The sequence below is a fragment of the Baekduia soli genome (assembly GCF_007970665.1).
Lineage (GTDB): Bacteria > Actinomycetota > Thermoleophilia > Solirubrobacterales > Solirubrobacteraceae > Baekduia > Baekduia soli.
On record NZ_CP042430.1, the window covers coordinates 3,529,407 to 3,555,266 of the forward strand.

26 protein-coding genes and 1 pseudogene are annotated in these 25,860 nt (G+C 73.8%); 8 read left to right on the forward strand and 19 right to left on the reverse strand.

Annotated features, from left to right (window positions below; genetic code table 11):
• The first annotated feature begins 39 nt into the window (after positions 1-39).
• Together FSW04_RS16945 and FSW04_RS16950 are read left to right on the forward strand one after the other, a co-directional pair.
• Positions 40-1,479 (forward strand): WS/DGAT/MGAT family O-acyltransferase, encoded by a 1,440-nt coding sequence (locus tag FSW04_RS16945; protein ID WP_228430524.1) that lies wholly within the window; start codon positions 40-42, stop codon positions 1,477-1,479.
• A 50-nt stretch (positions 1,480-1,529) separates the two neighbouring features.
• Positions 1,530-1,904: a hypothetical protein gene (locus tag FSW04_RS16950; RefSeq protein WP_146921369.1), complete on the forward strand. Its 375-nt coding sequence runs from the start codon at positions 1,530-1,532 to the stop codon at positions 1,902-1,904.
• Positions 1,905-2,052: 148 nt separating this feature from the next.
• Here the strand turns inward: FSW04_RS16950 and FSW04_RS16955 are convergent, their stop codons facing one another.
• The gene (locus tag FSW04_RS16955; protein ID WP_146921371.1) at positions 2,053-2,457 is read right to left on the reverse strand and encodes a PaaI family thioesterase; all 405 of its coding nucleotides are present in this window, start codon (positions 2,455-2,457) and stop codon (positions 2,053-2,055) included.
• Positions 2,458-2,506: 49 nt separating this feature from the next.
• Between FSW04_RS16955 and FSW04_RS16960 the strand changes: the two genes are divergently transcribed.
• On the forward strand, positions 2,507-3,454 hold the full coding sequence (locus tag FSW04_RS16960; RefSeq protein ID WP_187368856.1) for a sigma factor-like helix-turn-helix DNA-binding protein: 948 nt from the start codon (positions 2,507-2,509) through the stop codon (positions 3,452-3,454).
• Positions 3,455-3,464: 10 nt separating this feature from the next.
• Here FSW04_RS16960 and FSW04_RS16965 read toward each other — a convergent pair whose 3' ends face one another.
• The 8 genes from FSW04_RS16965 to FSW04_RS27295 form a co-directional block, all read right to left on the reverse strand.
• A complete protein-coding gene (locus FSW04_RS16965; RefSeq protein WP_146921375.1) occupies positions 3,465-3,911 on the reverse strand; it encodes an SRPBCC family protein in 447 nt (148 codons plus the stop codon).
• 7 nt (positions 3,912-3,918) lie between these two features.
• Positions 3,919-4,449, reverse strand: coding sequence for an adenine phosphoribosyltransferase (locus FSW04_RS16970; protein WP_146921377.1), 531 nt, complete (start codon positions 4,447-4,449; stop codon positions 3,919-3,921).
• Between the two features lie 7 nt (positions 4,450-4,456).
• A complete protein-coding gene (gene ftsR, locus FSW04_RS16975) occupies positions 4,457-5,227 on the reverse strand; it encodes a transcriptional regulator FtsR (protein WP_146921379.1) in 771 nt (256 codons plus the stop codon).
• Positions 5,227-5,703, reverse strand: coding sequence for an FHA domain-containing protein (locus tag FSW04_RS16980; RefSeq protein ID WP_146921381.1), 477 nt, complete (start codon positions 5,701-5,703; stop codon positions 5,227-5,229). The genes ftsR and FSW04_RS16980 overlap by 1 nt, the downstream gene beginning before the upstream one ends.
• A gap of 21 nt (positions 5,704-5,724) precedes the next feature.
• Positions 5,725-5,985: an RsiG family protein gene (locus FSW04_RS16985; protein WP_146921383.1), complete on the reverse strand. Its 261-nt coding sequence runs from the start codon at positions 5,983-5,985 to the stop codon at positions 5,725-5,727.
• A gap of 64 nt (positions 5,986-6,049) precedes the next feature.
• Positions 6,050-6,658, reverse strand: a complete 609-nt coding sequence (locus FSW04_RS16990; RefSeq protein ID WP_228430525.1) for a CDP-alcohol phosphatidyltransferase family protein — start codon at positions 6,656-6,658, stop codon at positions 6,050-6,052.
• 41 nt (positions 6,659-6,699) lie between these two features.
• On the reverse strand, positions 6,700-8,364 hold the full coding sequence (locus FSW04_RS16995; RefSeq protein ID WP_146921387.1) for a proline--tRNA ligase: 1,665 nt from the start codon (positions 8,362-8,364) through the stop codon (positions 6,700-6,702).
• Between the two features lie 27 nt (positions 8,365-8,391).
• Complete coding sequence (locus tag FSW04_RS27295; protein ID WP_228430526.1) at positions 8,392-9,843, reverse strand: hypothetical protein; 1,452 nt, start codon at positions 9,841-9,843, stop codon at positions 8,392-8,394.
• 90 nt (positions 9,844-9,933) lie between these two features.
• On the opposite strand from FSW04_RS27295, the gene FSW04_RS17005 reads away from it, so the two are divergent.
• Positions 9,934-10,539, forward strand: coding sequence for a superoxide dismutase (locus tag FSW04_RS17005; RefSeq protein ID WP_146921389.1), 606 nt, complete (start codon positions 9,934-9,936; stop codon positions 10,537-10,539).
• Between the two features lie 149 nt (positions 10,540-10,688).
• Here the strand turns inward: FSW04_RS17005 and ispG are convergent, their stop codons facing one another.
• The gene (gene ispG, locus FSW04_RS17010) at positions 10,689-11,930 is read right to left on the reverse strand and encodes a flavodoxin-dependent (E)-4-hydroxy-3-methylbut-2-enyl-diphosphate synthase (RefSeq protein WP_146921391.1); all 1,242 of its coding nucleotides are present in this window, start codon (positions 11,928-11,930) and stop codon (positions 10,689-10,691) included.
• A 40-nt stretch (positions 11,931-11,970) separates the two neighbouring features.
• On the opposite strand from ispG, the gene FSW04_RS17015 reads away from it, so the two are divergent.
• From FSW04_RS17015 to FSW04_RS28595, 3 genes and pseudogenes are all read left to right on the forward strand, one after another.
• Entirely contained in the window at positions 11,971-12,597 is a 627-nt protein-coding gene (locus tag FSW04_RS17015; RefSeq protein ID WP_146921393.1) for a class I SAM-dependent methyltransferase, read from the forward strand.
• A 46-nt stretch (positions 12,598-12,643) separates the two neighbouring features.
• A complete protein-coding gene (locus tag FSW04_RS17020) occupies positions 12,644-14,278 on the forward strand; it encodes a GGDEF domain-containing protein (RefSeq protein ID WP_146921395.1) in 1,635 nt (544 codons plus the stop codon).
• 43 nt (positions 14,279-14,321) lie between these two features.
• A pseudogene (locus tag FSW04_RS28595) lies at positions 14,322-15,145 on the forward strand (HugZ family pyridoxamine 5'-phosphate oxidase).
• Here FSW04_RS28595 and FSW04_RS17030 read toward each other — a convergent pair.
• From FSW04_RS17030 to rpsB, 9 genes are all read right to left on the reverse strand, one after another.
• Positions 15,142-16,932: an AMP-dependent synthetase/ligase gene (locus FSW04_RS17030; protein ID WP_146921397.1), complete on the reverse strand. Its 1,791-nt coding sequence runs from the start codon at positions 16,930-16,932 to the stop codon at positions 15,142-15,144. The pseudogene FSW04_RS28595 and the gene FSW04_RS17030 overlap by 4 nt on opposite strands.
• A 24-nt stretch (positions 16,933-16,956) precedes the next feature.
• Positions 16,957-18,069 (reverse strand): M50 family metallopeptidase, encoded by a 1,113-nt coding sequence (locus FSW04_RS17035; RefSeq protein WP_146921399.1) that lies wholly within the window; start codon positions 18,067-18,069, stop codon positions 16,957-16,959.
• Complete coding sequence (gene dxr, locus FSW04_RS17040; protein ID WP_146921401.1) at positions 18,066-19,217, reverse strand: 1-deoxy-D-xylulose-5-phosphate reductoisomerase; 1,152 nt, start codon at positions 19,215-19,217, stop codon at positions 18,066-18,068. Before dxr ends, FSW04_RS17035 begins: the two co-directional genes overlap by 4 nt.
• 37 nt (positions 19,218-19,254) lie before the next feature.
• Positions 19,255-20,136 (reverse strand): phosphatidate cytidylyltransferase, encoded by an 882-nt coding sequence (locus tag FSW04_RS17045; protein ID WP_146921403.1) that lies wholly within the window; start codon positions 20,134-20,136, stop codon positions 19,255-19,257.
• A 3-nt stretch (positions 20,137-20,139) separates the two neighbouring features.
• Positions 20,140-20,811, reverse strand: a complete 672-nt coding sequence (uppS, locus tag FSW04_RS17050; protein ID WP_146921405.1) for a polyprenyl diphosphate synthase — start codon at positions 20,809-20,811, stop codon at positions 20,140-20,142.
• Positions 20,812-20,895: 84 nt separating this feature from the next.
• Positions 20,896-21,453, reverse strand: a complete 558-nt coding sequence (gene frr, locus FSW04_RS17055; protein WP_146923813.1) for a ribosome recycling factor — start codon at positions 21,451-21,453, stop codon at positions 20,896-20,898.
• An 11-nt stretch (positions 21,454-21,464) separates the two neighbouring features.
• Positions 21,465-22,139, reverse strand: a complete 675-nt coding sequence (gene pyrH / locus FSW04_RS17060) for a UMP kinase (RefSeq protein WP_407652995.1) — start codon at positions 22,137-22,139, stop codon at positions 21,465-21,467.
• Positions 22,140-22,247: 108 nt separating this feature from the next.
• Positions 22,248-22,853, reverse strand: a complete 606-nt coding sequence (tsf, locus tag FSW04_RS17065; RefSeq protein ID WP_146921410.1) for an elongation factor Ts — start codon at positions 22,851-22,853, stop codon at positions 22,248-22,250.
• A gap of 33 nt (positions 22,854-22,886) precedes the next feature.
• Positions 22,887-23,888, reverse strand: a complete 1,002-nt coding sequence (gene rpsB / locus FSW04_RS17070) for a 30S ribosomal protein S2 (RefSeq protein WP_146921423.1) — start codon at positions 23,886-23,888, stop codon at positions 22,887-22,889.
• Between the two features lie 393 nt (positions 23,889-24,281).
• Between rpsB and FSW04_RS17075 the strand changes: the two genes are divergently transcribed.
• Positions 24,282-25,811 (forward strand): alginate lyase family protein, encoded by a 1,530-nt coding sequence (locus FSW04_RS17075; RefSeq protein ID WP_187368857.1) that lies wholly within the window; start codon positions 24,282-24,284, stop codon positions 25,809-25,811.
• Positions 25,812-25,860: the final 49 nt, after the last annotated feature.

Genomic DNA, 25,860 nt, shown 5'->3' on the forward strand with positions numbered 1-25,860 from the left:
CGCCTTGCGGTGCTCCGGCCCGAGTGCGAGCATCGGCCGGTGCCCTCCCGCCTGACCGCCCTCGACACCTCGTTCCTGCATCTCGAGGACGGGGGCGCGCACATGCACGTGGCGGCGGTGATGACGTTCGACGGCACGCCCCCCGGCTACGACGAGCTCGTCGGCGCGATCGAGGCCCGGCTGCACCTCGTGCCACGCTACCGCCAGCGCCTGGCCTTCGTGCCGCTGGGCCAGGGCCGGCCGCGCTGGGTCGACGACCCGCACTTCAACGCCCGCTACCACATCCGTCACACCGCGCTGCCGTCCCCGGGCTCCCACGAGGAGCTCAAGCGGCTGGCGGCCCGCGTCTTCGGCCAGCGGCTGGACCGGGGCCGCCCGCTCTGGGAGCTGTGGCTCGTCGAGGGCCTGGACGGCGACCGCTTCGCGCTGCTCTCCAAGACCCATCACGCGCTGGTCGACGGCGTCAGCGGCGTCGACATCGTCTCCGTCCTGTTCGACACCGATCCCGACCCGGCGCCCACCGCGCCCACCGGATCGCCCTGGCTCCCCCGGCCGGTGCCGACCGGCACCGAGCTGCTGGCCGAGGCGCTGCTGGAGCGCGGGACCGTGCCGGGCGAGGCATTGCGCGGCCTGCGGGCGCTCACGCGGGCGCCGCGCCAGGCGACGCGCAACGTCGCCGGCGGGCTGGCGGGCATCGGCGCCATGGCGTGGGCAGGCCTGCAGCCGGCGCCGCGCTCCCCGCTGAACGTCCCGATCGGGCCGCACCGGCGCTACACGTGGGTCGACGCCGACCTGCGGCGGTTCAAGGCCGTGAAGACCCAGCTGCACGGCACGGTCAACGACGTCGTGCTGACCGCCGTGGCGCTGGCGCTCGGTCGCTGGATGCGCGGCCGGGGCGAGCCGACCGACGGCATCACGCTCAAGGCGATGGTCCCCGTGTCGGTCCGCGCCACCGACGAGCGCGGCGCGCTGGGCAACCGGGTGGCCGCGATGTGGGCGCCGCTGCCGGTCGGGGTCGCCGACCCGATCGCCTGCTTCAACGAGATCCACCACGCGATGGCGGGGCTCAAGGAGTCCGGCCAGGCCGTCGGCGCCGAGGCCCTGACCCAGCTCGCGGACTTCGCGCCGCCGACGATCATGAGCCAGGCCGCCCGCCTGCAGGCGCGCCAGCGCTACTTCAACCTCGTGGTGACCAACGTGCCGGGCCCGCAGATCGAGCTCTTCCTGCTCGGCCGCCCGCTGCGCGGCCTCTACCCCGTCGTCCCGCTGGCCCAGCGCCAGGCGCTGGGCATCGCGATCATGTCCTACCACGGGCGCCTGGGCTTCGGGCTGCTCGCCGACTTCGACGCGCTGCCCGACCTCGACGACATCGCCGGGCACCTCGAGCGCGCCATCGACGACCTCGCGCGCATCACCCACGCCGACGACCGGGCCGGCCGCACCGGGTCCCGCACCGCCCCGACCCGCGTGCCGAGCTGATCGGGCGGCTGCTGAGCACGGCGGGGCTGGCGCTCCTCGCGGTCGCGGGGGTGCTCGCCGCGCTGTGGTTCTTCACCACGCGCGACGACGCGACCACGAGCGCGCCCGTCGCGCCCGCCGAGCCGGGCACCGCGCTGACGGCCGCCACGCCCTACGACCGCGACCTGCGCCTGGGCAACGTCGTGCTCGCCGCGGCGCCGGCGCAGTTCGCCGCCGCCCACGCGCTGGCCGACGACCTCGCGGGACGCCCCACCGCGGCGCTGCGCCGTGCAGGCCAGGCCGTCCTCGTGCGCCACGCGCCCGACGGCGCCGCGGCGCCCGGCATCACCGCCTACGCCCGCGGGCGCACCGCGCAGGCGGACGCCGCGACGGACCCCGGGCTGCGGACGTTCGTCGACTACTGGCTCGGGCGCGCGGCGGGCTGAGGGGCGACGCCGATCGGCGACACCGCCCCGCGCAGCGCCCGCGGGAGGACCGCCCGCGCCGGAACCGCGGCGAACGGATGTCCCCTTCGTCGCCCTCCGCACGGCTTCCCGCACGCCGCGCACGGCGCACGAGCGCGCCAGGGCCCTTCTAGCCCTCCCGCACGGCGATGGTCATCCGCACGAGGGCGCACAGGCGGTCCTCGTCGTCGGTGATCTCGACCTCCCACACCCAGGTCGTCCGCCCGCGGTGGCGCACGCGGCCCACGGCGTGGATCGTCCCGCCCAGCAGCGGGCGCAGGAACGACGTCTGGTTGCTCAGCCCCTGGGCGGTGCGCCCGTCGCCGCGCACGGCGAAGAACGTCGCCATGGACGTCGTGGACTCGGCGATGGACGCGAGCACCCCGCCGTGCACGAGCCCGGCCGGCTGCTTGTGGTGGTCCAGCACGTCGACGTGGGCGCGGATCTCGCCCGCGTCGAGGTCGAGGCTGTCGACGACGAGGCCGTAGAGGCCGTCGAAGGTGCCGGGGAACGTGATCGGGAGCTCGACGTCCATGGAGGTGCCGGACGATAGCGACGGCTCCTCGGGTAGCCTCCTGCGCCGCATGGCCCCTTTCAGCGAGCTTCCCGCCGACCAGAAGGCCGTCCTGCAGCTCGTGCTGCGCCAGGGGCGCACGTACGACGAGATCGGCGGCCTGCTGCGCATCTCCCCCGAGGCGGTCCGCGAGCGCGCCCTGACCGCGCTGGGCGCCATCGGCCCGGCGGAGATGACCGACCTCGACGGCGACCGCCAGGACGAGATCGGCGACTACCTGCTCGGCCAGCAGTCGGCGTCCCAGCGCGCCGCTACACGCGCGCTGCTGCAGGACTCGGCCCCCGCCCGCAGCTGGGCGCGCCAGGTCGCGGGCGAGCTGCGCAGTGCCGGCGTCGGCGGCGACCAGGCGCTGCCCGACATCGCGGCCGACCCCGAGGAGGTCGACGAGGCGTTCGGCGCGCTGGAGGCCCGCCACCGCGCCCGCGCCGAGCACGAGCGCTCCTCGCGCTGGGGCGGCGCCCTGCTGCTCGTGGGCCTGGGGCTCATCGTCGCCGTGGCGATCCTCCTGCTGACCGGGACCCTCGGCGGCGGCGACAAGGGCGACAGCGGCTCGGTCGCCTCGACGCCGACGGCCGCGGACACCACGACGACGTCGACGACCACCGGCGCGTCGGTCGAGGCCCAGATCAACCTCAACCCGCCCGCCGGCAGCTCCTCCGCGGCGCTGGGCGTGGCCAACGTCGTCTCCCAGGACGGCAAGCGCGCGCTGGCCGTCGTCGGCCAGAAGCTCGCCGCCAGCGGCCACTACGTGCTCTGGCTGCGTAACGGCACCAAGGTCAAGTTCCTGGGCTTCTTCCCGCCCGTCACCGGCAGCGGCTCGAGCAAGGGGCGCCTGCAGGGCCTGGTCGCGGCCCCGTCGGACCTGGCGAGCTACACGGAGATCCTCGTCTCCCGCGAGCCCGGCAGCAAGCCGACCAGGCCCACGGCCGTCGTGCTCACCGGCAAGCTGACCGGGTGAGCCGCGGCGCTCAGCCGGCGGCGCCGTGCAGCTCCGCCAGCGCGTCGAGCGCGCCGTCGAGCTGACGCCGCGCGGCGCGGCGGACGATGAGGCCGCCGAGGCGGGAGATCCCCTGCAGGCGCTGGTCCAGGACCAGCTCGACCGCCGTGCCGCCGCCGGGGGCCTCGGCCAGCGCCACGCGCGTCTGCGACGAGCGCAGCAGCTTGGCGAACGGCGTGCCCTCGACGTCCTGGTCCCAGGACACGGCCGTCGGCTTGTGCCGCACGCCGAAGCGGAAGTCCGCGCGCACCAGCACGCCGCGGTCGGAGCGCAGCACCTGCGTGAACCCGCGGCCGTCGGCGCCCTCCACCCGCTCCACGCGCGGCCACCAGCGCACGAGCTGCTGCGGATCGGCCACCGTCTGCCAGACGACGGGCGGCGGCGCGGCCAGGGTCCGCCGGCGCCGTGTCACCGGCACCGCGGCGTCACTCCTCGTCGTAGCGCAGCAGCGCGTGGACGTCGTGGCGGCCCAGCCGCCCGCGGCCGCCCAGGAAGCTCAGCTCGATGAGGAAGGCGCAGCCGGCGACCTCGCCGCCGAGCTGCTCGGCCAGCGAGCACAGCGCCTCGGCGGTCCCGCCCGTGGCCAGCAGGTCGTCGTGGACGAGCACGCGCGAGCCCTGGTCGATCGCGTCGGTGTGCAACTCCAGCGCGTCGCTGCCGTACTCGAGCTTGTACTCGGCCCGGACGGTCTCGTGCGGCAGCTTGCCGGGCTTGCGGGCCAGGATGAACCCGGCGCCGAGCTCGCGGGCCAGGGCCGCGCCGAGCAGGAAGCCGCGGGCCTCGGCGGCGATGACGAGGTCGACGCCCAGCGGCCGCGCGTAGCGGGCCAGCCCGTCGACGGCGGCCTCCAGCGCCTCGGGCGCGGCCATCACGGGCGTGATGTCCTTGAACACGATGCCGGGCTTGGGGAAGTCGGCGATGTCGCGCACGTAGCGCGCCAGGTCGACCGGGCTCATCGGCGGCTCATGGGCTGACGATCTTGCGCAGGTCCCGGATGAGCAGCAGGTGCTTGAGGTGCGTGGTGACCGCGGCGAGGTTCTCCAGCGCCTCGACGGCCTCCTTGCGGCGCTCGGTGTTGCGCGACCGCAGCGCCGGGGCGAGGATCTGCTGCAGCAGCGCGGCCTCGCGGTCGGCCGAGGTCCGGAACGCGCGCAGGTTGCGCCCGCCGACGCCGTAGCGCGCCAGCTCGGTGACGGCGCGGACGATCTCGCGCTCGGTCTCGTCGTAGTACTTCGTGCCGGCGCGGACCTCGCCCTTGATGACGCCGTAGTCCTCGAGCTCGGCCACCAGGCGCGGCTCGGCCCGCGTGTCCTCGACGACGTCCTCGAGCGTGTAGAGCGCGCCGCCGCCGGTGACCGACATGCTCGGCCGCCGCCGGGGGCGCGGCTCGCTGGCCGCCGCGGCGGGGATCGGCGGCTCGTCAGCGTCGACGCGCCCCGCCGCCAGCTCCTGGCGGATGACGCGCAGCGGCAGGAACTCGTCGCGCTGCATGCGCAGGATCGTGCGCAGCCGCGCGACGTCGACCGCCGCGTAGAGGCGGTAGCCGCCCGGCGTCCGCCGCGGCTCGAGGAGCTTCTGGTCCTCGAGGTAGCGGATCTTGGAGATCGAGATGTCGGGGAACTCCTGGCGCAGGGCCTTGCAGACCGCGCCGATCGTCATCGACTTCGACGGGCGCTCGTCGGCGCCGGGGTCGGGCGTCGCGATGGGGGGCTGGGACTCCGTCACGGCGGCCATCAGCGCGACAGGAACGTGAGCTTGTACTTGCCGACCTGCAGCTCGTCGCCGTCGGCCAGGTGGTGGGACTCGATGCGCCGACGGTTGACGTAGGTGCCGTTGAGGGACCCGAGGTCGTCGAGGTGGTACTCGTCGCCGCGGCGCACGATGAGCGCGTGGTCGCGCGACACCGTCACGTCGTCGAGGAAGACGTCGCTGTCGGGGCGCCGGCCGATCGTCATGCGCTCGCCCTGCAGCGGGAAGCTCTCGCCCACGCGGCCGCCGCCGGCCCGCACGACCAGCGCCGCGCCGCCGCCCTGGGCGACGACGTCGTCGAGCTCGACGGGCACGAGCTCACCCGACTCGTCGATCCGGTAGGTCGCCGTCGACGACTCCGGCGCGCCCGGGTCGGGCTGGCCGATGAACGCGCCGCAGCGCTGGCAGTAGTTCGCGCCCTCGGCGTTCGTGAACCCGCACTCGGGGCAGTGGCGTGCCACCGTGCTGGACGTCCGCCGCGCCTACTCGCCCGTGGGCTCGTCGTTGGAGGCGCGACCGGCCAGGATGTCGGTGAGCCGCTGCACGTCGGCGCCGGTGATGACCTCTTCGCCGCCCTCGTGGCGCTTGCGCAGGCGGTTGACCAGCTCGGCCCGCAGGATGTCGATCTTGCCGTGCAGGATGCGCCGGCGGTACGAGATGTCGACCTCTTCTTCCGTGAGCTGCTGGATCAGATCCTTCAGCTCCTGGTCCGACAGCGAGCCGAGATCGGGAAACGTGTCCATCGTGGTCCATCTCCTCCTGGGTGCGGGCCGCGCGAGGATAGCAGCGAACGGCCACACGTAAAGCTCAACTTGAGGGTGCAGCCCGCGTTGCGGCCAACGCCTCGCGGGTGTACATCAGGGCTGCCATGAGCGACAGCGCGAGGCCGATGTAGATCAGCACCTCCGCGACGGTGGGCAGGCCGCAGAGCGCGAAGAAGATCGCGCTCATCGTCGGCCACACGCCCCAGCGCCCCCACCAGTTGATCCTGAGCTCGATGCCGCGCGACAGCGCGATGCGCCCGGCGACCAGCAGGTAGAGCTCGCGGGCCACCAGCACGGCGATCGCCCAGCGCGGCAGGCTCTCGAACTTCCAGCAGATGACCAGGCCGCTCACGACGAGCAGGCGGTCCACGACGGGGTCCAGGAGCGCGCCGAAGCGGCTGTACTGCCCCGTGACCCGCGCGGCGATGCCGTCGGCGTAGTCGCTCCAGCCGATGACCGCGAACAGCACGGCCGGCAGCGCGTCGGTCCCCGAGTCCGAGGACAGGCCCGTGACGAGCAGCACGGGGATGAGCGCGAGGCGCACGAACCCGATGGCGTTGGGGATCGTCCAGACGTTCCACGGGGCGTCCGACAGCGTCTGGGGCGGCGGCGGGCCCGAGCGGTCCAGGCCGAAGAGCCGGCGCAGCGTCAACCGCGGCCGTGTCCAGCCCGTCCCTGGCGCGGGCTCGGGCGCTACGGGAGGCTCCGCCACAGGTCCCTGACCGCCTCGGCGCCGTCGCGCAGCGGGATGCCGCCCTCCTGGTCGACGCGGCCGCGCCGGACCTGGGCCTCGGCGGTCCCCGACTCGAGCGAGCGCTTGCCCACGGTCAGCCGCAGCGGCACCCCGAGCAGCTCGGCGTCGGCGAACTTCTCCCCAGGGCCCGCGCTGCGGTCGTCGAGCAGCGCGTCGAGCCCGAGCGTGCGCAGGTCGGAGTACAGCGCCTCGGCGGCCGCCTGCTCCGGGGTCCCCGGCTTGCCCAGGCCGACGACCTCGACGTCGAACGGCGCGATGGCCTTCGGCCACGAGATGCCCTTGTCGTCGGCGGACTGCTCGACGGCGGCCGCGGCGATGCGCGCGGGCCCGATCCCGTAGGAGCCCATGACGACCGCGTGCTCCTTGCCGTGCTCGTCGAGGAACGTGCAGCCCAGCGGGTCGCTGTAGCGGGTCCCGAGCTGGAAGATATTGCCGATCTCGATGGCCGGCTCGATCCGCACGGCCACGCCGCCGATCGTGTCGCCCTCCTCCACGCTGCGCACGTCGACCCGCGGGCCGGGCGCGACGGTGACGACGCGGTGGTGGTCGGGCACGTTGGCCCCGGCGACGTACTCGCCGGGCGTCACGGCCTCGTCGTAGAGCGCTGGCAGGTCGTCGTCGGGCCCGAGGTAGCCCGCGGGCCCGCGCAGCTCGTCCTCGCCGGCCGGCCGGAACGGCTCGCCGAGCGCGTTGCGCAGCTTGGTCTCGCTCACGCGGTGGTCGCCGCGCAGGAAGACCATCACGAGCCCCCGCTGCGGCGTGACCACGGGAAAGGCCTTGAGCAGGTTGCCGGGGTCGATCCCCAGTCCGCCGGCCACCGCCTCGATCGTGGTCTGCCCGGGCGTGTGCAGCTCGCCCGCCACGCCCGACAGGGCGGGCACGGGCCGCGGCTCGGCCGTGGCGATCTCGAGGTTGGCGCTGTAGCCGGCGGGCCCGAGCACGACGTCGTCCTCGCCGGCCGGGCAGGGCGCCATGTACTCGTGCGCCGCGGTGCCGCCCATCATCCCGACGTCGGAGACGCACTCATACCAGTCCAGCCCGCAGCGGTCGTAGATCCGCGCGTAGGCCTCACGGTGGCGCTCGTAGGCGGCCGCCAGTCCCTCGGCGTCGCGGTCGAAGGTGTAGGAGTCCTTCATGATGAACTCGCGGGTGCGCAGGACGCCGGCGCGCGGGCGGGCCTCGTCGCGCTCCTTGACCTGGAAGTGGTAGAGGCAGAGCGGCAGGTCGCGGTAGGAGCGGATGACCTGGGCGGCGTGGAAGGTCACGGCCTCCTCGTGGGTCATCGCGAGCACCATGTCGGTGCCCTTGCGGTCCTGCAGGCGGAACAGCTCCGCGCCGATCGCGTCGTAGCGCCCGCTGCGCCGCCACAGCTCGGCCGGGTGCAGCACCGGCATGAGCATCTCCTGGCCGCCGATCGCGTCGATCTCCTCGCGGACGATCTGGACGATCTTCTGGTGCACGCGCCACCCGGCCGGCAGCCATGTCCACAGGCCGGCGCCGAGCTGGCGGACCAGGCCGGCCCGCACCATGAGCTTGTGCGAGAGCGCCTCCGCGTCGGCGGGCGCCTGGCGCTCGGTCGGGAGGAACAGCTGGCTCATGCGCATGGCCCCAACCCTACGGACCGCGCTGGGCTATCGCCGCGTGACCTTCTCGCAGCCGATGAGGTGGTCGCGGCGGTCGGCGCGGACCGTGTCGCGCCCGGCGCCGCAGTCGACGACGTCGCGCGTGCCGTCCCGAGCGCCGACGGTGTCCGCGCCGCCGCCGGCGAGCACGCGGTCGCGACCGGGGCCGGGCAGCAGCGTGTCGTCGCCCGGGCCGCCGCTCAGCCGGTCGTTGCCCCGGCCGGCGACCAGGCGGTCGTCGCCCGGGCCCCCGGCCATGCGGTCGTCGCCCGAGGCGCCGTCGAGGCGGTCGGCGCCGTCGCCGCCGTCCAGCACGTCGGCCCCGGCCCCGCCGAGCAGGCAGTCGTCGCCGCCCAGGCCGCGCTCGAGGTCCGAGCCGGCGTCGCCGACGAGGCGATCGCCGAACGGCGTGCCGAGCAGGACGTCGTCGTCACGGGTGCCGCGCTGCCGGTTGGCACACGCCGGCGGCGGCGCGGGCGAGACGTAGGGGTCGACGAACGTCGCCAGCGACGCCGTCGTGTCGCCGGGCGCGGGATCGGTCGTGCTGCTCGTCGCGACGGCCGTCGACGTGTAGGGGCGCGAGGGCGGCGGGAAGATCGTGGGGATGAGGAAGCCCGGGCTGACGGTCGCGGTGGCGCCCGGCGCCAGCGTCCCCAGCGCGCAGACGACGCCCGCACCCGGCGCCGGCGCGTCGGCGCAGCCCGGGGCCCCGGAGGGGACGACCCCGGAGTCGGCGCCCGAGAGCGCCACGCGCACGTCCAGCGCGGCGTCGGGGCCCGCGTTGCGCACCGTGTAGCGCTGGGTGAAGCCCTCCAGGGCACCGACCTCGGCCGGCGCGGTGCCCGTGAGCTGCAGGTCGGCGCGGTCCTGCGTGAGGTCGCCGCGGCCGTCGTGGTCGGCGTCGGGCTCCACGTCGGCCGCGAGCTGCAGCGTGCCGGTCTGCAGGCCGGCGCCCGGGCGCGTCTGGCCGTCGTCGAAGGTGATGGCCGACGCGCCGTAGCGGACGACCTCGTAGGCGCCCGCGCCCGTCGTGTAGGCGTTGGGGACGCCGGTGCCGTCCAGCGCGAGCAGGCCGCCGGCCGCGATCGGGACGCGGTCGGCGAACGCGTGCACCGCGGCGTCGCCGGGCACCTGGACGCCGGGGCCGCTGCCTGTGGCCTCGTAGGTGCCGTCAGGCAGGCGCCGCACGGTGCGCAGGCGGACCGTCAGCGTCCGCGCCGAGCGCACCCGCCAGCGCACGACGACGCCGTCGGCCGGTGCCGCGGCCGTGGCGCCCGGAGCGCTGCGCGCCACCGTCGTGCAGCGCGGCGCACCGCCGCCGCAGGCCAGCGCGGAGCCCGGGGCGTCGGGGGCGGTCACCGTCGTGCCGAGCGTGACGGGCGCGGGCGGAGCGGCCGCGGCGGCCGCCGCGCCCGGCGCGAGGGTCCCGAGGATGACCAGGGCGATCGTGCGTCCGTGCATGCGAGCGGGGATTGTGAGGGAAGGGCCCGCGCCGGGGAGGGATATGTTTGAAGGGCAGACCGATTTCACGAGCTCCCCAAGGAGAGACAGATGGCCTACGAGGTCCCGCCGCTTCCGTACGACTACAACGCGCTCGAGCCGACGATCGACGAGCAGACGATGCAGCTGCATCACGACAAGCACCACCAGGCCTACGTGGACAAGGCCAACGCCGCGCTGAAGGGCACGGAGTTCGAGGGCAAGCCCGTCGAGGAGGTCCTGGCCAACCTGTCGTCGCTGCCCGCCGACCAGCAGGGCCCGTTCCGCAACAACGGCGGCGGCCACGCCAACCACACGCTGTTCTGGGAGTCCATGAGCCCCGACGGCGGCGGCGAGCCGAGCGGTGAGCTGGCCGACGCGATCACGTCGGCGTTCGGGTCCTTCGACGCGTTCAAGGAGCAGTTCGAGGCCAACGGCGTCGGCCAGTTCGGCTCGGGCTGGACCTGGCTCGTGCTCGACGGCGGCGAGCTCAAGCTCACCAAGACGCCCAACCAGGACAGCCCGATCCTCGAGGGTCAGACGCCGCTGCTGGGCAACGACGTCTGGGAGCACGCCTACTACCTCAAGTACCAGAACAAGCGCCCGGACTACCTCAAGGCGTGGTGGAACGTGGTCAACTGGGACAAGGTCGCCGAGCGCTACAGCGCCGCCAGGTAGGCGACCGCTCCGCGCCGCGAGCCCTGGGCCGTCGAGCCGCCTGACGGCCCAGGCGCTCGTGCGGCCGGTCGGTCGCCGCCGTCCATCCCCCGGCCGAGCGCAGCCGGACCATCGCCTCGCTGGGCCGCTGGGCGTTGTGGGAGGGGCGCCTAGGCGCGCTGGAACCGGCGGCCGTCGACGGGCGAGACCGCCTCGTCGATGGCGGCGGCGTCGGCCTCGGCCTGGGCGGCCTCGAGCGCGGCGAGGCGCTCGGGCGTCATCGCCGACTCGTCCTCGTTCTCGGCCAGCCAGCGCGCAGCCTCGGCGGCCGCGTTGGCGTCGACGACGACCTTCTTGTCGGCTGCGTAGTACTTGTCGATCTCGGCGAACAGCTCGTCGACCAGGCGCTCCGTCGGCACCTTGCGCAGCGGCTCGCCCTTGGAGAAGATCATCGCCGAGTCCTTGGCGCCGGTGATGCCGAAGTCGGCGTGGCGCGCCTCGCCGATGCCGTTGACCGCGCAGCCCAGGATGGAGACCTCGATCGGGTCGGCGTACTGCTCCAGGCGCCGCTCGACCTCCATCACCACGGAGTCCATGTCGAACTGCAGGCGGCCGCACGTCGGGCAGGCGATGAGCACCGGCCCGCGCTCGCGGAGCTTGAGCGCCTTGAGGATCTCCCAGGCCACCTTGACCTCCTCCTCGGCGTGGAACGTCGAGAGCGAGATGCGGATCGTGTCGCCGATGCCGTCGGCCAGCAGCGTGCCCAGGCCGACCGCGCTCTTCAGCGAGCCCGACCACTTCGTCCCCGCCTCGGTGATGCCGAGGTGCAGCGGGTGGTCGATCTTCTCGGCCAGCAGGCGGTTGGACGCGATGGTGTTCGGCACCGACGTCGACTTCATGGAGACCTTGAAGTCCAGGAAGTCCAGCCGGTGCATGAGGTCGACCCACTCCGTCGCGGCCGTGACGAGCGCCTCGACGGGGTTGGTGAACTCGAGGTCGCGCAGGTGCTTGGGCAGCGAACCGGAGTTGACGCCGATGCGCAGCGGCACGCTGCGCCCGCGGGCGGCCGCGACGACCTCGGCGACCTTGTCGGGCCCGCCGATGTTGCCCGGGTTGATGCGCACGCAATGGGCGCCGGCCTCGATCGCCTTGATCGCGAGCGTGTGGTTGAAGTGGATGTCGGCGATGATCGGGATCTTCGACTCGACCACGATGGTCTTCAGCGCCTCGACGTCCTGCTCGCGCGGCACGGCGACGCGCACGATGTCGGCGCCGGCCTCCGTCACGCGGTGGATCTGGTCCATGGTCGCCGCGAGGTTCGCGGTCTCCGTCTTGGTCATGGTCTGGACGGCGACGGGTGCGCCGCCCCCGACCGGGACGTCGCCGACGTGGATCTGACGGGCAGAGGCCATGGCCCCATTCTAGGAGCCGGTCTGCACTAGCCTGCCCTTCGTGGCGCCCACCGACGTCTACGGGACCGCACGGGGACAGGCGAGGGCGCGCATCGCGTCGCCCGTGGCCGCGCGCGCCCGCCGCCGCCGCCACGAGCGCTTCTTCGCCCTCTGCGGCCTGCGGCCCGGCATGCGCGTCCTCGACGTGGGGTGCGGCGAGCTGGGCCTGCGCGGCCTGGAGCCCGGCCTGGACATCACGGGCGTCGACCTCGCGCCCCGGCCGGGGTACCCGGGGCCGTTCGTGCAGGCCGACGCCACCGAGCACCTGCCGTTCGCCGACGGCGAGTTCGACCTCGTGTACTCCTCCAGCGTCGTCGAGCACGTGCCGCGCGCACAGCGCGCGGCGTTCGCCGCCGAGCTGCGGCGCGTGGGCCGCGGCCTCTACGTCCAGACACCGGCCTTCTCGTTCCCCGTCGAGCCCCACGCGCTGCTGCCGTTCGCGCACTGGCTGCCGGTCGCGGCGCGCCGGCGCTACTGGCGGCTGGGCGCCCAGGGCCCGTGGGAGGACATCGCGCTGCTGCGCCGCCGTGAGCTGGCCGAGCTGTTCGGCGCGACGGTGCACGCCGAGCGCTGGGGCCCGCTGGTCAAGAGCTGGATCGCCATCGCACCGGCGCTGCCGGACCGCTGAGGCCCTCAAGGCCGCCGCGCCCGTGGTCGTTAACCCGGATGAGCCCGTGCCCGATCCTTCGCCCCTGTCCGTCCTGCACGGCCTGCGCACCGCGCTGGAGGGCGCCCGCGGGGTCCGGGGCCCCGAGGACCTCGCGCCCGTCCTGGACGACATCGCGCAGGCGATCGCCGGGGCCCTGGGCTATGCGACGGTCGCGATCCACCTGCACCGCCCGCGCTTCGACGACTTCGAGGTCGCCACCGTCGCCGGCGGGCACGCCGCCCAGGCCGCCCTGGAGGGCAAGGTCTCCACCTGGGCGGCCTGGGCCCCGTTCTTGACCCCCGCCTTCGAGCGCCGCGGCGCCCACCACGTGCCCGCCGGGGCGGTCGCGGCCACCGCGCCCGGCCTGCCGACCCACGCCCCCGCCCGCCCGCCGGCCGCCGCGCCCGGCGGCTGGGATCCCGCCGACCTGCTGGTCGTCGTGCTGCGCCACGCCAACGGCGACGTGCTGGGCATCCTCGGCGTCGACGAGCCCGCCGGCGGGCGACGCCCCGGCGACGACGCGATCGACGACCTCGTCACGCTGGCCCACACGGCTGCGCTGGCCGTCGAGCACGCCCGCGAGGGCCGGCGGGCCGCCGCGCACCGCAAAGCGCTGCAGCGGCTGATGGCCGTCTCTGCGCGCGCGACCGACCGCCGCGCACGCGGCGGGGTCCTGGACGACGTCTGCACGGGCATCCGCGACGCGGCGGGCTTCGCGAAGGTCGCCGTGCTCCTGGCGGAGTCCTCGGGCCTGCTGTGCCCCGCGGCCACCACCGGCTGGGCCGAGCACGACCCGGTCTTCGCCGGCCTGACGTTCACGCTCGCGCAGCTGCACGCCGCCTTCCAGCCCGCCAACGAGCGCCACGGCTGCCACCTGCTCGACCACGAGGACGCCCGCGCGCTGCTCGAGCACCGGCTGCCCGCCGGCCGCACCGGGCGCGGCGGCCACGGCCCCTACGCCTGGGACCGCCACTGGCTGTTCGTCCCGCTCCAGGGCCCCGTCGCCGAGCCGCGCGGCGTGATCTGGGCCGACGACCCCGTCGACCGCCTGCTCCCCGGCGCCGAGCAGCTGCAGACGCTGCGGCTCATGGCCGACCACGCCGCGCGCGCCCTCGGCGCCGAGGCCCATCCCGGCATGACCGGCGCGGGCGCCGACCACGACCCGCTGACGGGCCTGGCCAACCGCTCGACGCTCTCGGGCCGACTGCGCCACGCCCTGCAGCGCACGAAGCGCTCGCCGGGCACGGTCGCGGTCCTGTTCATCGACCTCGACAACTTCAAGCGCATCAACGACACGCTCGGCCACTCCGCCGGCGACGAGCTGCTGCGGATGACCGCGTCGCGGATCGACCACGCGCTGCGCCCCGGTGACACCGTCGCACGCTTCGGCGGCGACGAGTTCGTCGCGGTCTGCGAGGACGTCGACGGCGCCGAGAAGGCGATGGAGGTCGCCGAGCGCCTGCGCGCGATCCTCGCCGAGCCCGTCCCGCTGGCCTCCGGCGTCGCCCAGGTCACCGCGAGCATCGGCGTCGCGCTGCCCGACCGCGCCGACCGCAGCGCCGAGATGCTGCTGCAGGCCGCCGACCGCGCGATGTACGAGGCCAAGGCCGCGGGCCGCGACGCCGCCCGCCTGGGCTCGCCCGGCACCGGCTGGCCCTAGGCCCCCGGCGCGCCCCGCGGCGCGCGTCCGTCACCATCTGCCCATGAGCACCTCTGCGCGCGCGGGCACCGACCACGGCGGACCCGGGGACGGTCCGTCCGCGCCGGCCCCCCTGACGCCCGTCGACGACGTGCCGCGCCGCAGCGCCGCAGAGGAGGCCCGGACGCTCGTGGCGAGCACGAACGCGGCCACGCTGGCCACGCTCAGCGACGACGGCGGCCCGTGGGCCTCCGTCGTGACCTTCGGCGTCCTGCCCGACGGCTCGCCCGTCCTGCACGTCTCCACGATGGCCGAGCACGGCCGCAACCTCGCGCGCGACCCGCGCGCCAGCCTCGCGGTCTCGGCGCCTGGCGACGGCGACGACCCGCTGGCGCGCGGGCGGGTGACGCTGGCCGGCCGTGTCGCGGTCCCGCAGGGCGACGACGCCGAGCGGGCCGGCGCCGCGTACGCCGCCGCGGTGCCCAGCGCCCCGTGGTTCGCGGGCTTCCGCGACTTCACGCTCTACGTCCTGGGGTGGAGCGCGTGCGCTGGGTGGGCGGCTACGGCCGCATGGACTCCGCCGGCGCCGCGGACTACGCCGCCGCGCGCCCGGACCCCGTCGGCGACGCGGCCGGGGCCGTGGCCCACCTCAACGACGATCACGCCGACGCGCTGCTGGCCATGGTCCGGGCGCTCGGGGGCCACCCCGACGCCACGGCCGCCCGCTGCACCGGCGCCGACCGCTACGGCCTGGACCTGCTCGTGCAGACCCCGCGCGGCGCCGCGCCGGCGCGTGTCGGCTTCGCGGGGCAGGTCGCCACGGCCGGCGACCTCCGCGCGGCGACCGTCGAGCTGACCCGCCGCGCGCGGGGCCTGCTCGGGGCCTAGCCCACGTACATCCCGGAGATCGCCGCGGCGTACTTCTCGGCGATCGGCTTGCGCTTGAGCTTCATCGTCGGGGTGAGCTCGTCGCCCCCGGGCAGCCAGTCGCCCTCGACGATGACGAACTTCTTGATCTGCTCGACGCGGGCCAGCTTGGCGTTGGCGGCGTCGATGGCCTCCTGGATCGCCGCGCGCAGCCCGTCGTCGTGGGCCAGGGACTCCAGCGTCGCGTCCTGGATGCCGTGCTGCTGGGCCCACACCGGGGCGAAGTCGGCGTCCAGGACGATCAGCGCCGTGTTGTAGGCGCGGGCGTCGCCGATGCAGACCACGGTGCCGATGAGCGGCGACGCCGTCTTGATCGTCGCCTCGATGTTGGCCGGCGACATGTTCTTGCCGGCCGCGTTGATGATGAGCTCCTTCTTGCGGTCGACGATCTTGACGTAGCCCTCGTCGTCGATCTCGGCGATGTCGCCCGTGTGCAGCCAGCCGTCGGCGTCGATCGCCTCGGCGGTCCTGTCGGGCAGGCCGCGGTAGCCCCGCATCACGATGTCGCTGCGCACGAGCAGCTCGCCGTCGGAGGCCAGCCGCAGCTCCACGCCCGGGATCGCCGGGCCCACCGTGCCGATCTTGATCCGCTCCGGCGGGTTGACCGCGCCGCCGCCGCAGGTCTCGCTCATCCCCCACAGCTCGCCGAGGGGGAGGCCGATGGCGTGGAAGAACTCGAGGACCTCGACCGGGGTCGGCGCGGCGCCGACGTTGATGGCCACGGCCTCGTCGAGCCCGAGCATGGACCGAAGGCCGGCGAACATCGCCGTGTCGGCGGCGGCCACGCGCTCGGCCAGCTCGGCCGGCACGGGCTCGCCGGCCTGCTCGAGGCGCACCTTGTCCAGGCCCGCGGCGATCGCGGCCCGCGACGCCGCCTGCTGCTCGGGCTCCTGGCCGGCGATCATCGCCTCCAGGCCGGACTTGAGCTTCTCCCAGATCCGCGGCACCGCGAAGAACCAGTGCGGCCGGACCTCGGGCAGGAAGGCGATGATCTCGCGCGGGTTGGGGCAGCAGGTGACGGTGAAGCCGAAGACGATCGGCAGGTAGTGGTGCGCGGCGCGCTCGGCGATGTGCGCGTTGGGCAGCCAGGAGATCACGCGCGACGCGTCGGGGAACGCGACGATGTCCTCGATCCCGGCCACGGCCGCCAGCAGGTTGCGGTGGGCGAGCTCGACGCCCTTGGGCGGCCCGGTCGTGCCCGAGGTGTAGATGAGCGTGAGCACGTCCTCGGGGCCGATCGCGGCGACGGAGGCCTCGACGTCGAAGTGCTCCCCGCGCACGTCGGCCAGCGCGAGCGTGCCCTCGGGCGCGTCGCCGTCGACGACGATGACGTGCTCGAGGTCCGGCAGGCTGCGGCGCGCCTCGAGCACGTTGGCCAGGAACTGCTGCTCGGTGATGAGGATGCGGGCGCCCGCGTCGCCGACGACGTACTCGATCTGGTTCGGCGCGTAGGTCATGTAGATCGAGAACGGCGTCGCCCCGACCATGATCGCCGCGAGGTCGGCGAGGTGGAACTCGGGTCGGTTGCCGAGCATGAGGGCGATCGTGTCGCCCTTGCCCAGCCCCAGCCCGGCGAGGCCGCCGGCCAGCGCATCGACGCGCTCGCGCAGCTCGCCCCACGTCCACGACACCTCGCCGCCCTTCGTGCGCACGGCGGCCTGGTCGGCGCGCTGGGCCGCCGTGATCCGGAACGCCTGCGCGATCGTCGACGCGTCGACCGCGCGCCGCGCGGCGGTGCTGCTCTCCATGGGCCCTTCTTCTCCTCTGCGCTGCTAGCGGACCCCGAAGCCGGCACCGCGGAGCCGGTCGATGTCGTTCGTCAACCCCACCGCGAACAGCAGCAGGACCAGCACGAACCCGACATACGACGCCTGCTCCATGATGCGGAACGGGATGGGACGTCCCCGCACCTTCTCTGCGAGCGCCCAGAAGATATGCCCCCCGTCCAGCGGAAGGAAGGGGAACAGGTTGACGATCGCCAGCGAGAGCGAGATCAGCGCCAGGAGCTGCAGCGCCTGGGTGATGTTGTCGCTCTGGAAGCTCTGGGACACCACGGTCGTCGAGCCCACGACGCCCGAGACCTCCTTGCGTCCCTGGCTGCTGTAGAAGATGCGCGCGATCGCCGAGACCGTCGCGGTCGTCACGCGCCACATCCCGGCCACGCTGTCGGACGCCGCGGTGCCGAAGCCGACCGTCGTGTAGGCCGGGTCCAGGCCGAAGCCGAGCCGCGTGCGGCCGCGGGGCTGGCCGGCCTGGATCGGGTCGGCGGTCGGGTCGTAGATCGGGCGCAGCGAGACGGTGCGCACCGTGCCGTCGGCCGAGCGGACCGTGAAGCGCACGGGCGTCGACGCCGCGCAGCCCTTGACGGGCTTGCCCGCACACCTGTGCGAGGAGATCTGCCGGGAGATGTCGTCGGGCGCGAGCTTCTTGCCGTCGACGGCCACGACGTGGTCGCCGAGGCCCAGCGCGCCGTAGGCGGGGTAGTTCTTCTCGATGGCGCCGATCCGGTTGGAGGTGCCGTCGACCTCGCCCTTGATCATGAAGATGCCGACGATGATCGCGAAGGCCACGAGCACGTTCATGACCGGCCCGGCGGCGATGACCACCACGCGCTTCCACACGGGCTGGCGGTAGTAGGCCCGGTGGGCGTGCTCCGGCGGGATCTCCTCCGCCGGGTTCATCCCGGTGATCTTCACGTAGCCGCCGGCGGGGATCGCGCCGATGCCGTACTCCGTCTCGCCGCGCTTGACCTTGAACAGGATGGGCGGGAAGAACAGCATGAACCGCTCGACGCGCATGCCCACGGCCTTGGCCGCGGCGAAGTGGCCGAACTCGTGCAGGATGATGAGCACGCAGAACCCGGCGATGGCCAGGAGCCAGCTCACCGGTGCACCGCCACGCGCGCCGAGGCGATCTCACGCGCTCCGCGATCGGCCTCGAAGAGCGACTCGAAGGCCCGGACCGGCTCGGCCGGCATGGCGTCGAGCGTCGCGTCGATGACCTCCGGGATGCCGGTGAACGGCAGCGCGCCGCCGAGGAAGGCGTGCACGGCGACCTCGTTGGCGGCGTTGAGCACGCACGGCGCGGTGCCGCCCGCCAGCGCCGCCTCGCGGCACAGCCGCAGGCACGGGAAGGCGGTCTCGTCGACCTCCTCGAACGTCAGCGCGCCGAGCTCGGCGAGGCGCAGGCGCCGCGTGGGCAGCTCGAGCAGGTCGGGGTGGTGCAGGGCGTAGGCGATCGCGATGCGCATGTCCGGCAGGCCCAGGTGCGCGAGCTGGGCGCCGTCGATCGTCTCCACCAGGGCGTGGACGATGGACTGCGGGTGCACCACGACGTCGATGCGGTCGTAGCCGATGCCGAAGAGGTGGTGGGCCTCCATGACCTCGAGGCCCTTGTTCATGAGCGTGGCGGAGTCGATGGTGATCTTGCCCCCCATCGACCAGGTCGGGTGGTTGAGCGCCTCCTGCACGGTGACGCCCGCCAGCTCGGCGGCGCTTCGCCCGCGGAACGGGCCGCCCGAGGCGGTGATGGTCATGCGCTCCAGCGTCCCGGTCGGCACGCCGTGCATGAGGTGGTGCAGCGCCGCGTGCTCGGAGTCGACCGGCAGGAGCTGGGCCCCGGTCGCCTCGGCGAGCTGGGTGACGAGCTCGCCGCCGACGACGAGCGACTCCTTGTTGGCCAGCGCGAGGTCGATGCCCTCCCCCAGCGCCGTGACCGTCGGCCCCAGGCCGGCGGACCCCACGACCGCGTTGAGCACGAGGTCGGCGCCCGACTCGATGACCATGCGCACCAGGCCGTCGGCGCCCGAGAGCACCTCGCCATCGGTCCACGCCTCCGAGGCGCGCGAGGCCGCGTCGGGGTCGGTCAGGGCGATCCGGCCCACGCCGTGGCGCACGGCCTGCTCGACCAGCGGCTCCCAGGAGCGCGCGGCGCTGAGCCCGACGAGCTCCAGATCCTCCGACCGTGAGACGACGTCGAGCGCCTGGGTGCCGATCGACCCGGTGGAGCCGAGCACGAGGAGGCGACGGGGCATCGTGCGACAGGGTAGCCGCGGGCCCATCAACGTCTCCTCAAGACAGGGCGGTCCACACGTAGTAGCCGGTCACGGCGGTGAACATGACCGCGTCCAGGCGGTCCAGGGCGCCGCCGTGGGCGCCGAACAGCGTGCCGGTGTCCTTCGTCCCCGCGTCGCGCTTGAGGTAGGACTCGAAGAGGTCGCCGACGGGCGCCGCCAGCGCGATCGACACGCCGAGGATCGCGCCCTTGGTGCCGCCGAGCCACTCCTGGCTCAGCCCGGCCCACCAGACGGCGCCGGTGGCCATGGCCAAGCCGATGAGCAGCCCCTCGATCGTCTTGTTCGGCGAGATCGTGGGCGCCAGCGGCCGGCGCCCGAACGCGCGACCGCCGAGGTAGGCGCCGGTGTCGCCGACGAACGTCCCGAGCAGCACGGCGAAGACGAGCGCGCCGCCGTGCTGCAGGTCGCGCAGCAGCACCGCATGCGCGAAGGCCAGCCCGATCCAGGCCAGGCCCAGGATCGTGACCGAGATCCCCGGCGCGCCGGCGCCGCCGCGCTGGTTGACGGCCACGACGAACACGAGCGGCAGGCAGGCCACGAAGACCAGCAGCACGGTGTGGCGGTCGCCGAGGTGGGCGGCCAGCAGCAGGCCGCCCAGGCCGAGCAGCCCGGCCAGGCGGGCGGGCCGGGCGCGCTCGAACATCGAGAACAGCTCGTGCAGGCAGAACGCGCCGAGCACCGCGACGCCGGCGACGAAGATCCAGTCGCCCAGCGCCACCATGGCCAGGGCGATCAGCAGCGCGGGGATCGCGACCCGGATCCGGGCGCCCAGATCGGAGCCCGACCCGCCGCGGGCGCGCCGCGCCCCGCCGCCTCCCGGCGCCGGGCGTCGCGAGCGCGGGGGCGGCCGCCGCCCCGCCGGCCCCCCCGCGCGCACGCCTCAGCGCCCCCCGAAGCGCCGCGTGCGCGACGCGTACTCGTCCAGCGCGGCGCGGAAGGCCTCGCGGGAGAAGTCGGGCCACAGCTCGTCGCGGAAGACGAGCTCGGAGTAGGCCGACTGCCACAGCAGGAAGTTGCTCGTGCGCTGTTCGCCGCTCGTGCGGATGACGAGGTCGGGGTCGTGCATGTCGGGCGCGTAGAGCAGCCGCCGGAAGTCGTCCTCGTCGCCGCCGGTGAAGCGGGCCGCGGCGTCGACGATCTCGGCGCGGCCGCCGTAGTTGAACGCCACGAACAGCGTGATGCGGTCGTTGGCGGCCGTCTCGGCCTCGGCCCAGTCCATCTGCTCCAGCAGGGCGGAGGCGACGCGGTCGCGCCGCCCGATGAACCGCATGCGCACGCCCTCGTCCTTGAGCTCGGGCGTCTCGCCGAGGATGCGCTGGGAGAACATCCGCATGAGCGCGGTGACCTCCTCGGCCGACCGGTTCCAGTTCTCGGTGGAGAACGAGTAGACCGTCAGCTCGCGGATGCCGAACTCCACGGCGTCGCGCAGGCGGGCCTTGACCGTGTCGGCGCCGGCCTGGTGGCCCTCGGCGACCGGGAGGCCGCGCGCAGAGGCCCAGCGGCCGTTGCCGTCGGTGATGATCGCGACGTACTTCGGCGCGTCGTCAGCCATGGCCGCGGACCTGACCGGGCCGTGCGAGCGCGCCGCCAGGCGAGTTCGCGCTCGGGATGCGAGCCGCTAGGCGAGCACTCCCGCTCAAACCTCGAGGATCTCTTCTTCCTTGCCCTTGAGGAGCGAGTCGAGCACGGCGATCTTGGCATCGGTGAGCTTCTGCAGCTCCTGCTCGCCGCGGCGCTCGTCGTCGGCCCCGACGTCGCCGTCGTCCTTGAGGCTCTTGAGGTCGTGCATGATGTCGCGGCGCACGTTGCGGATCGAGATCCGCCCGTCCTCGGCGAGGCCGCGCACGACCTTGACCAGCTCGCGCCGGCGCTCCTCGTTGAGCTCGGGGATCGACAGGCGGATGATGCGCCCGTCGTTGCTCGGCGTCAGCCCGACGTCGGACTCCATGATCGCCTTCTCGATGGCCTTGATCGAGGACGCGTCGTAGGGCTGCACGGTGATGAGCCGCGCCTCGGGCACGTTGACCGTCGCGAGCTGGCGCACGGGCGTCGACGCGCCGTAGTAGTCGACCATGATCCGGTCCAGGACCGTGGGGCTGGCCCGTCCGGTGCGCACGGAGGAGAACGTGTTCTGCGCTGCCTGCACCGCATTGTCCATGCGCTCGCCGGCCTCAACCAGGAGCTCGTCGATCAGCTCGCTCATCGTCAGCTTGCCTCCGCCTTGACCAGGGTGCCCACGCGCTCGCCGGACACTATCCGCTCGATGTTCTGCTCGTCGTCCATGTTGAAGACGTGCAGGGGCAGCCGGTTCTCCATGCACAGGGTGAGCGCCGTGGCGTCCATGACGCGCAGCCCACGCTGCAGCGCCTCCATGTGCGTGATCTCGGGGATGAGCATCGCCTCGGGGTCCTCGCGGGGGTCCGCGGTGTAGACGCCCTCGACGCCGTTCTTGGCCATGAGGATGGCCTCGGCGTGGATCTCGACGGCCCGCAGCGCCGCCGCGGTGTCGGTCGTGAAGAACGGGTTGCCGGTGCCCGCCGCGAAGATGACGACGCGGCCCTTCTCCAGGTGGCGCATCGCCCGGCGCCGGATGTAGGGCTCGGCGACCTCCTCGACCTTGATCGCGCTCTGCACCCGCGTGTGGACGCCCTGGGTCTCCAGGGCGTCCTGCAGGGGCAGCGCGTTGAGGACGGTCGCCAGCATCCCCATGTAGTCCGCGGTCGCCCGGTCCATACCGGCCGCGGCGCCCTTCATGCCGCGGTAGATGTTGCCCGCCCCGACGACGATCGCGATCTCGACGCCGCGGTCGTGGATCGCCTTGATCGACGTGGCGACCGCCCGGAGTCGCTCCGGGTCGGTGCCGTAGTCGCGGGAGCCCATGAGGGACTCCCCCGAGAGCTTCAACAGGATGCGCTTGAAGACGGGCTCGGCCACGGTCGCGCCGATCCTAGAGAACGGACGGCCCGGACCCCTGGGCGAGCGTCGCCCTCACTCGCCGACGGCGAAGCGGACGAAGCGCTTGATGACGACGTTCTCGCCCGTCTTGGACGAGAGGTCGCTGCGGAGCTGCTCGATCGTCTTGCCGTCGTGCTTGTCGGCGTTGACGTGCTCCTGGTGGAGCAGGACGACCTCGCCATACCACTTCTTGAGCTGGCCCTCGACGATCCGGGGCCGGATGTTCTCCGGCTTGTCGGCGGCCATCTCCTCGAACACGCGGGCCTCGCGGTCGCGGTCCTCCTGCGGGATCTCGTCCTCGGTGACGTACTTCGTCTGCGGCGAGGCGGCGATGTGCAGCGCGAGGTCCTTGGCGAACGCGACGAAGTCGTCGTTCTTGGCGACGAAGTCGGTGTTGCACTCGACCTGCACGAGCACGCCGACCTTGCCGGTCGCGTGCACGTAGGCCTGGACGGTGCCCTCGGAGGTCTCGCGGCCGGCGAGCTTGCCGACCTTGTTGCCCATCTTGACGCGGAGGATCTCCTGCGCCTTGTCCGCGTCGCCCTCGGCCTCGACGAGGGCGCTCTTGCAGTCCATCATGCCGGCGCCGGTCTGCTGGCGCAGGGCCTTCACGTCGGCCGCGCTGGGCTGGTAGCTCACAGTGCTCTTGCTCCGTTGGTCGTCGGAAAGGGGCTAGTTGCCAGGCGCCTGGTCGCCGAGCACCGCGTCGGTGACGGGCGTCTCGGGCGTCGAGGCGGGGTCGGGCGTCGGGTCCTGGGCGGGGGGCGCCGGAGCGGCCTGGCCCCCGGGGCGCGACTGGACCTCGTCCTGGTTGGCCTGCGGCGTGGCGCGGGCGGCCTCGGCGGCCTCCTCGGCGGCCTTAGCCTCGGCGGCGGCCTGGCGCCGCTGGGCCTCCTCGGCCTCGCGGCGGGCCGCCTCTTCGGCCGCACGCGCCGCGGCGGCCTCGGTCTCTCGCTGGATGCGGGCCTCCTCGGCGGCGCGCCACTCGCCCGCGCCCTCGGCGATCGCGTTGCCCAGCGCGCGCGTGATCAGGTCGCAGGACTTGATCGCGTCGTCGTTGCCGGGGATGACGAAGTCGATGCCGTCGGGGTCGCAGTTGGTGTCGACCAGGCCGATGAGCGGGATGCGCAGGCGCTGGGCCTCGCGCACGCCGATGACCTCGGTCTTGAGGTCGACGACGAAGATGGCGTCGGGCGTGCGCAGCATGTTCTTGACGCCGCCCAGGTTGGCGCGCAGCTTGGCCAGGTCGGCCTCGGCCGACAGGCGCTCGCGCGTCGGCAGCAGCGCCAGCTGGCCGTCGGCCTCGTAGCGCTCGAGATCGTGCAGGCGCTTGATGCGCTGGTTGATCGTCTGGAAGTTCGTGAGCAGGCCACCGAGCCAGCGGTGGTTGATGTGCGGCATGCCGCACGCCTCGGCGACCTCCTTGACGGAGTCGCGGGCCTGCTTCTTGGTGCCGACGAACAGGACGGTGCCGCCGCGGGCCGAGAGGTCGCGGACGAAGTCCTGCGCGTTGCGCAGCAGACGCTCGGTCTGCAGGAGGTCGATGATGTAGATCCCGCCGCGCTCGCCCCAGATGAAGCGGCGCATCTTCGGGTTCCAGCGTCGCGTCTGATGCCCGAAGTGCACTCCGGACTCCAGCAGCTGGCGGAGGCCGACGTCGGTGTCAGCGGCCATGGTGGTGCTCCCTTGTCGTGTGGTGATCGGTGCTGCTCCCGTCCATCCGGCTGACGCGGACTCGGCAGGTGCCGAGCAGGGTCGCGCCCCGAGGGTCAGGACGGGGTCGTGGAACTGGTTGAGGGCAGTGTAGGGCGTCCATACCTGCCCATGTCGGGCGGGTGACCGGACATTCGGCCCACAGCTGGGGCAACTCGGTGAAGGCCTCCTCACCAGTGCCGATGACCGGGTGCAGGCCCCCTCCCCCCAGGGGCCCATGACCCGAACGAGGAGGACCGCCCCATGGCGATGACGTCGCCGATCCGAGGATCCATCCCGAGCGGCCGGCGTCGCGCTGTGCTCGTGGCCGCGAGCCTGCTCAGCACCGCCGCCGCCCTCCCTGTCGCACCGTCGATGGCCGCCTCCGCGGCCAAGACCACCCGCCTGGCCCCGACCTCGGCGCTCGCGGGCTCCGATGTCGCCGGATGCCGCGCCAGGAAGAGCTCGCTGCTGGCCGGCGGCACGTGCGACTGGGCGACGGCCCTGCGCTTCGCCGTCCCGGCCGACGTCGCCTCCGCGCGCCTGCGCGTGCACGTCAGCGGCACCTCCACCGGCCCGCTCAAGGTCAGCGTCCCCGCCACGGCGACCACCGCGGCCCGCAGCTTCACCACCGCCGCCAAGAAGCTCCACGGCACGGTCCGCATCGACGTCTCGGCCGCGATCGGCGCCGACGGCATCACGCAGGCCCTGACCGTCGAGGGCCCGGCCGGCGCCACGATCCGCTTCTCCCGCCCCGCGCTGGAGGTCACCGTCCCCGCGGCCGGCACCGGCAGCAGCGTGGGCACGGGCACCGGCACCGCCACGGGCTCGGTTGCGGGCAGCACGACCCCGCCGGTCGTCGTCCCGCCCGTCGTGCCGCCCGTCGTCACCCCGCCGGCGCCCGCGGGCCAGGCCCTGCCCCCGAGCAGATCCTCCTCGGTCTGGCTCAGCCCGGCCGACCTGCAGTCGCTGCCGACCTCCGGCGCCGCCTGGAGCGCGGTCAAGTCCGCCGCCGACGGCAGCCTCGGCACGCCCGACGTCGAGAACCAGGACTCCGACCACGACGTCAACACGCTCGCCGCGGCGCTCGTCTACGCCCGCACCGGCACCGCGAGCTACCGCGCGAAGGCCGCCGCCGGCATCGCCGGGGCGATCGGCACGGAGGCCGGAGGCCGCACGCTGGCTCTGGCCCGCAACCTCCTCTCCTACGTCGTCGCGGCCGACCTCATCGACCTGCACGGCCTCGACCCCGCCGCCGACGCGCGCTTCCGTGCCTGGATCTCGGCTGCGCGCACCGAGAACCTGCAGGGCATGACGCTCATCAGCACCCACGAGGACCGCCCGAACAACTGGGGCACCCACGCGGGCGCGAGCCGCATCGCCGTCGACCTCTACCTCGGCGACGACGCCGACCTGGCCCGTGCCGCCGCCGTGTACAAGGGCTGGCTCGGGGACCGCTCGAGCTACGCGTCCTTCTCCTGGGGCGACCTGTCCTTCCAGGCCGACGCCGCCCACCCGGTCGGGATCCAGCCGGTCGGCTCGACCAAGAGCGGCGTCAGCCTCGACGGTGCCCTGGCCGACGACATGCGCCGCGGCTGCTCGTTCCAGCCCGTGCCCTGCCACACGAACTACGCGTGGGAGGCCATGCAGGGTGCCGTGATGCAGGCCGAGCTGCTCTCCCACCACGGGATGCCGGCGTTCAGCTGGTCCGACAACGCCGTCGAGCGCGCCGCGCTGTACCTCCAGCAGCTCGACCAGTCCTACGGCGGCTGGTGGGCGGCCACGGATGACACGTGGCAGCCCTGGGTGCTCAACCACGCCTATGGCGCGCACTTCCCGGCCACCACCGGCGGGCCCGGCAAGAACTTCGGCTGGACCGCCTGGGTCTACGGGCCGAAGGGCTGACACCCTCCTGGAGCGTCCATGGTGTCCGTCGGCGGACGCCATGGACGCA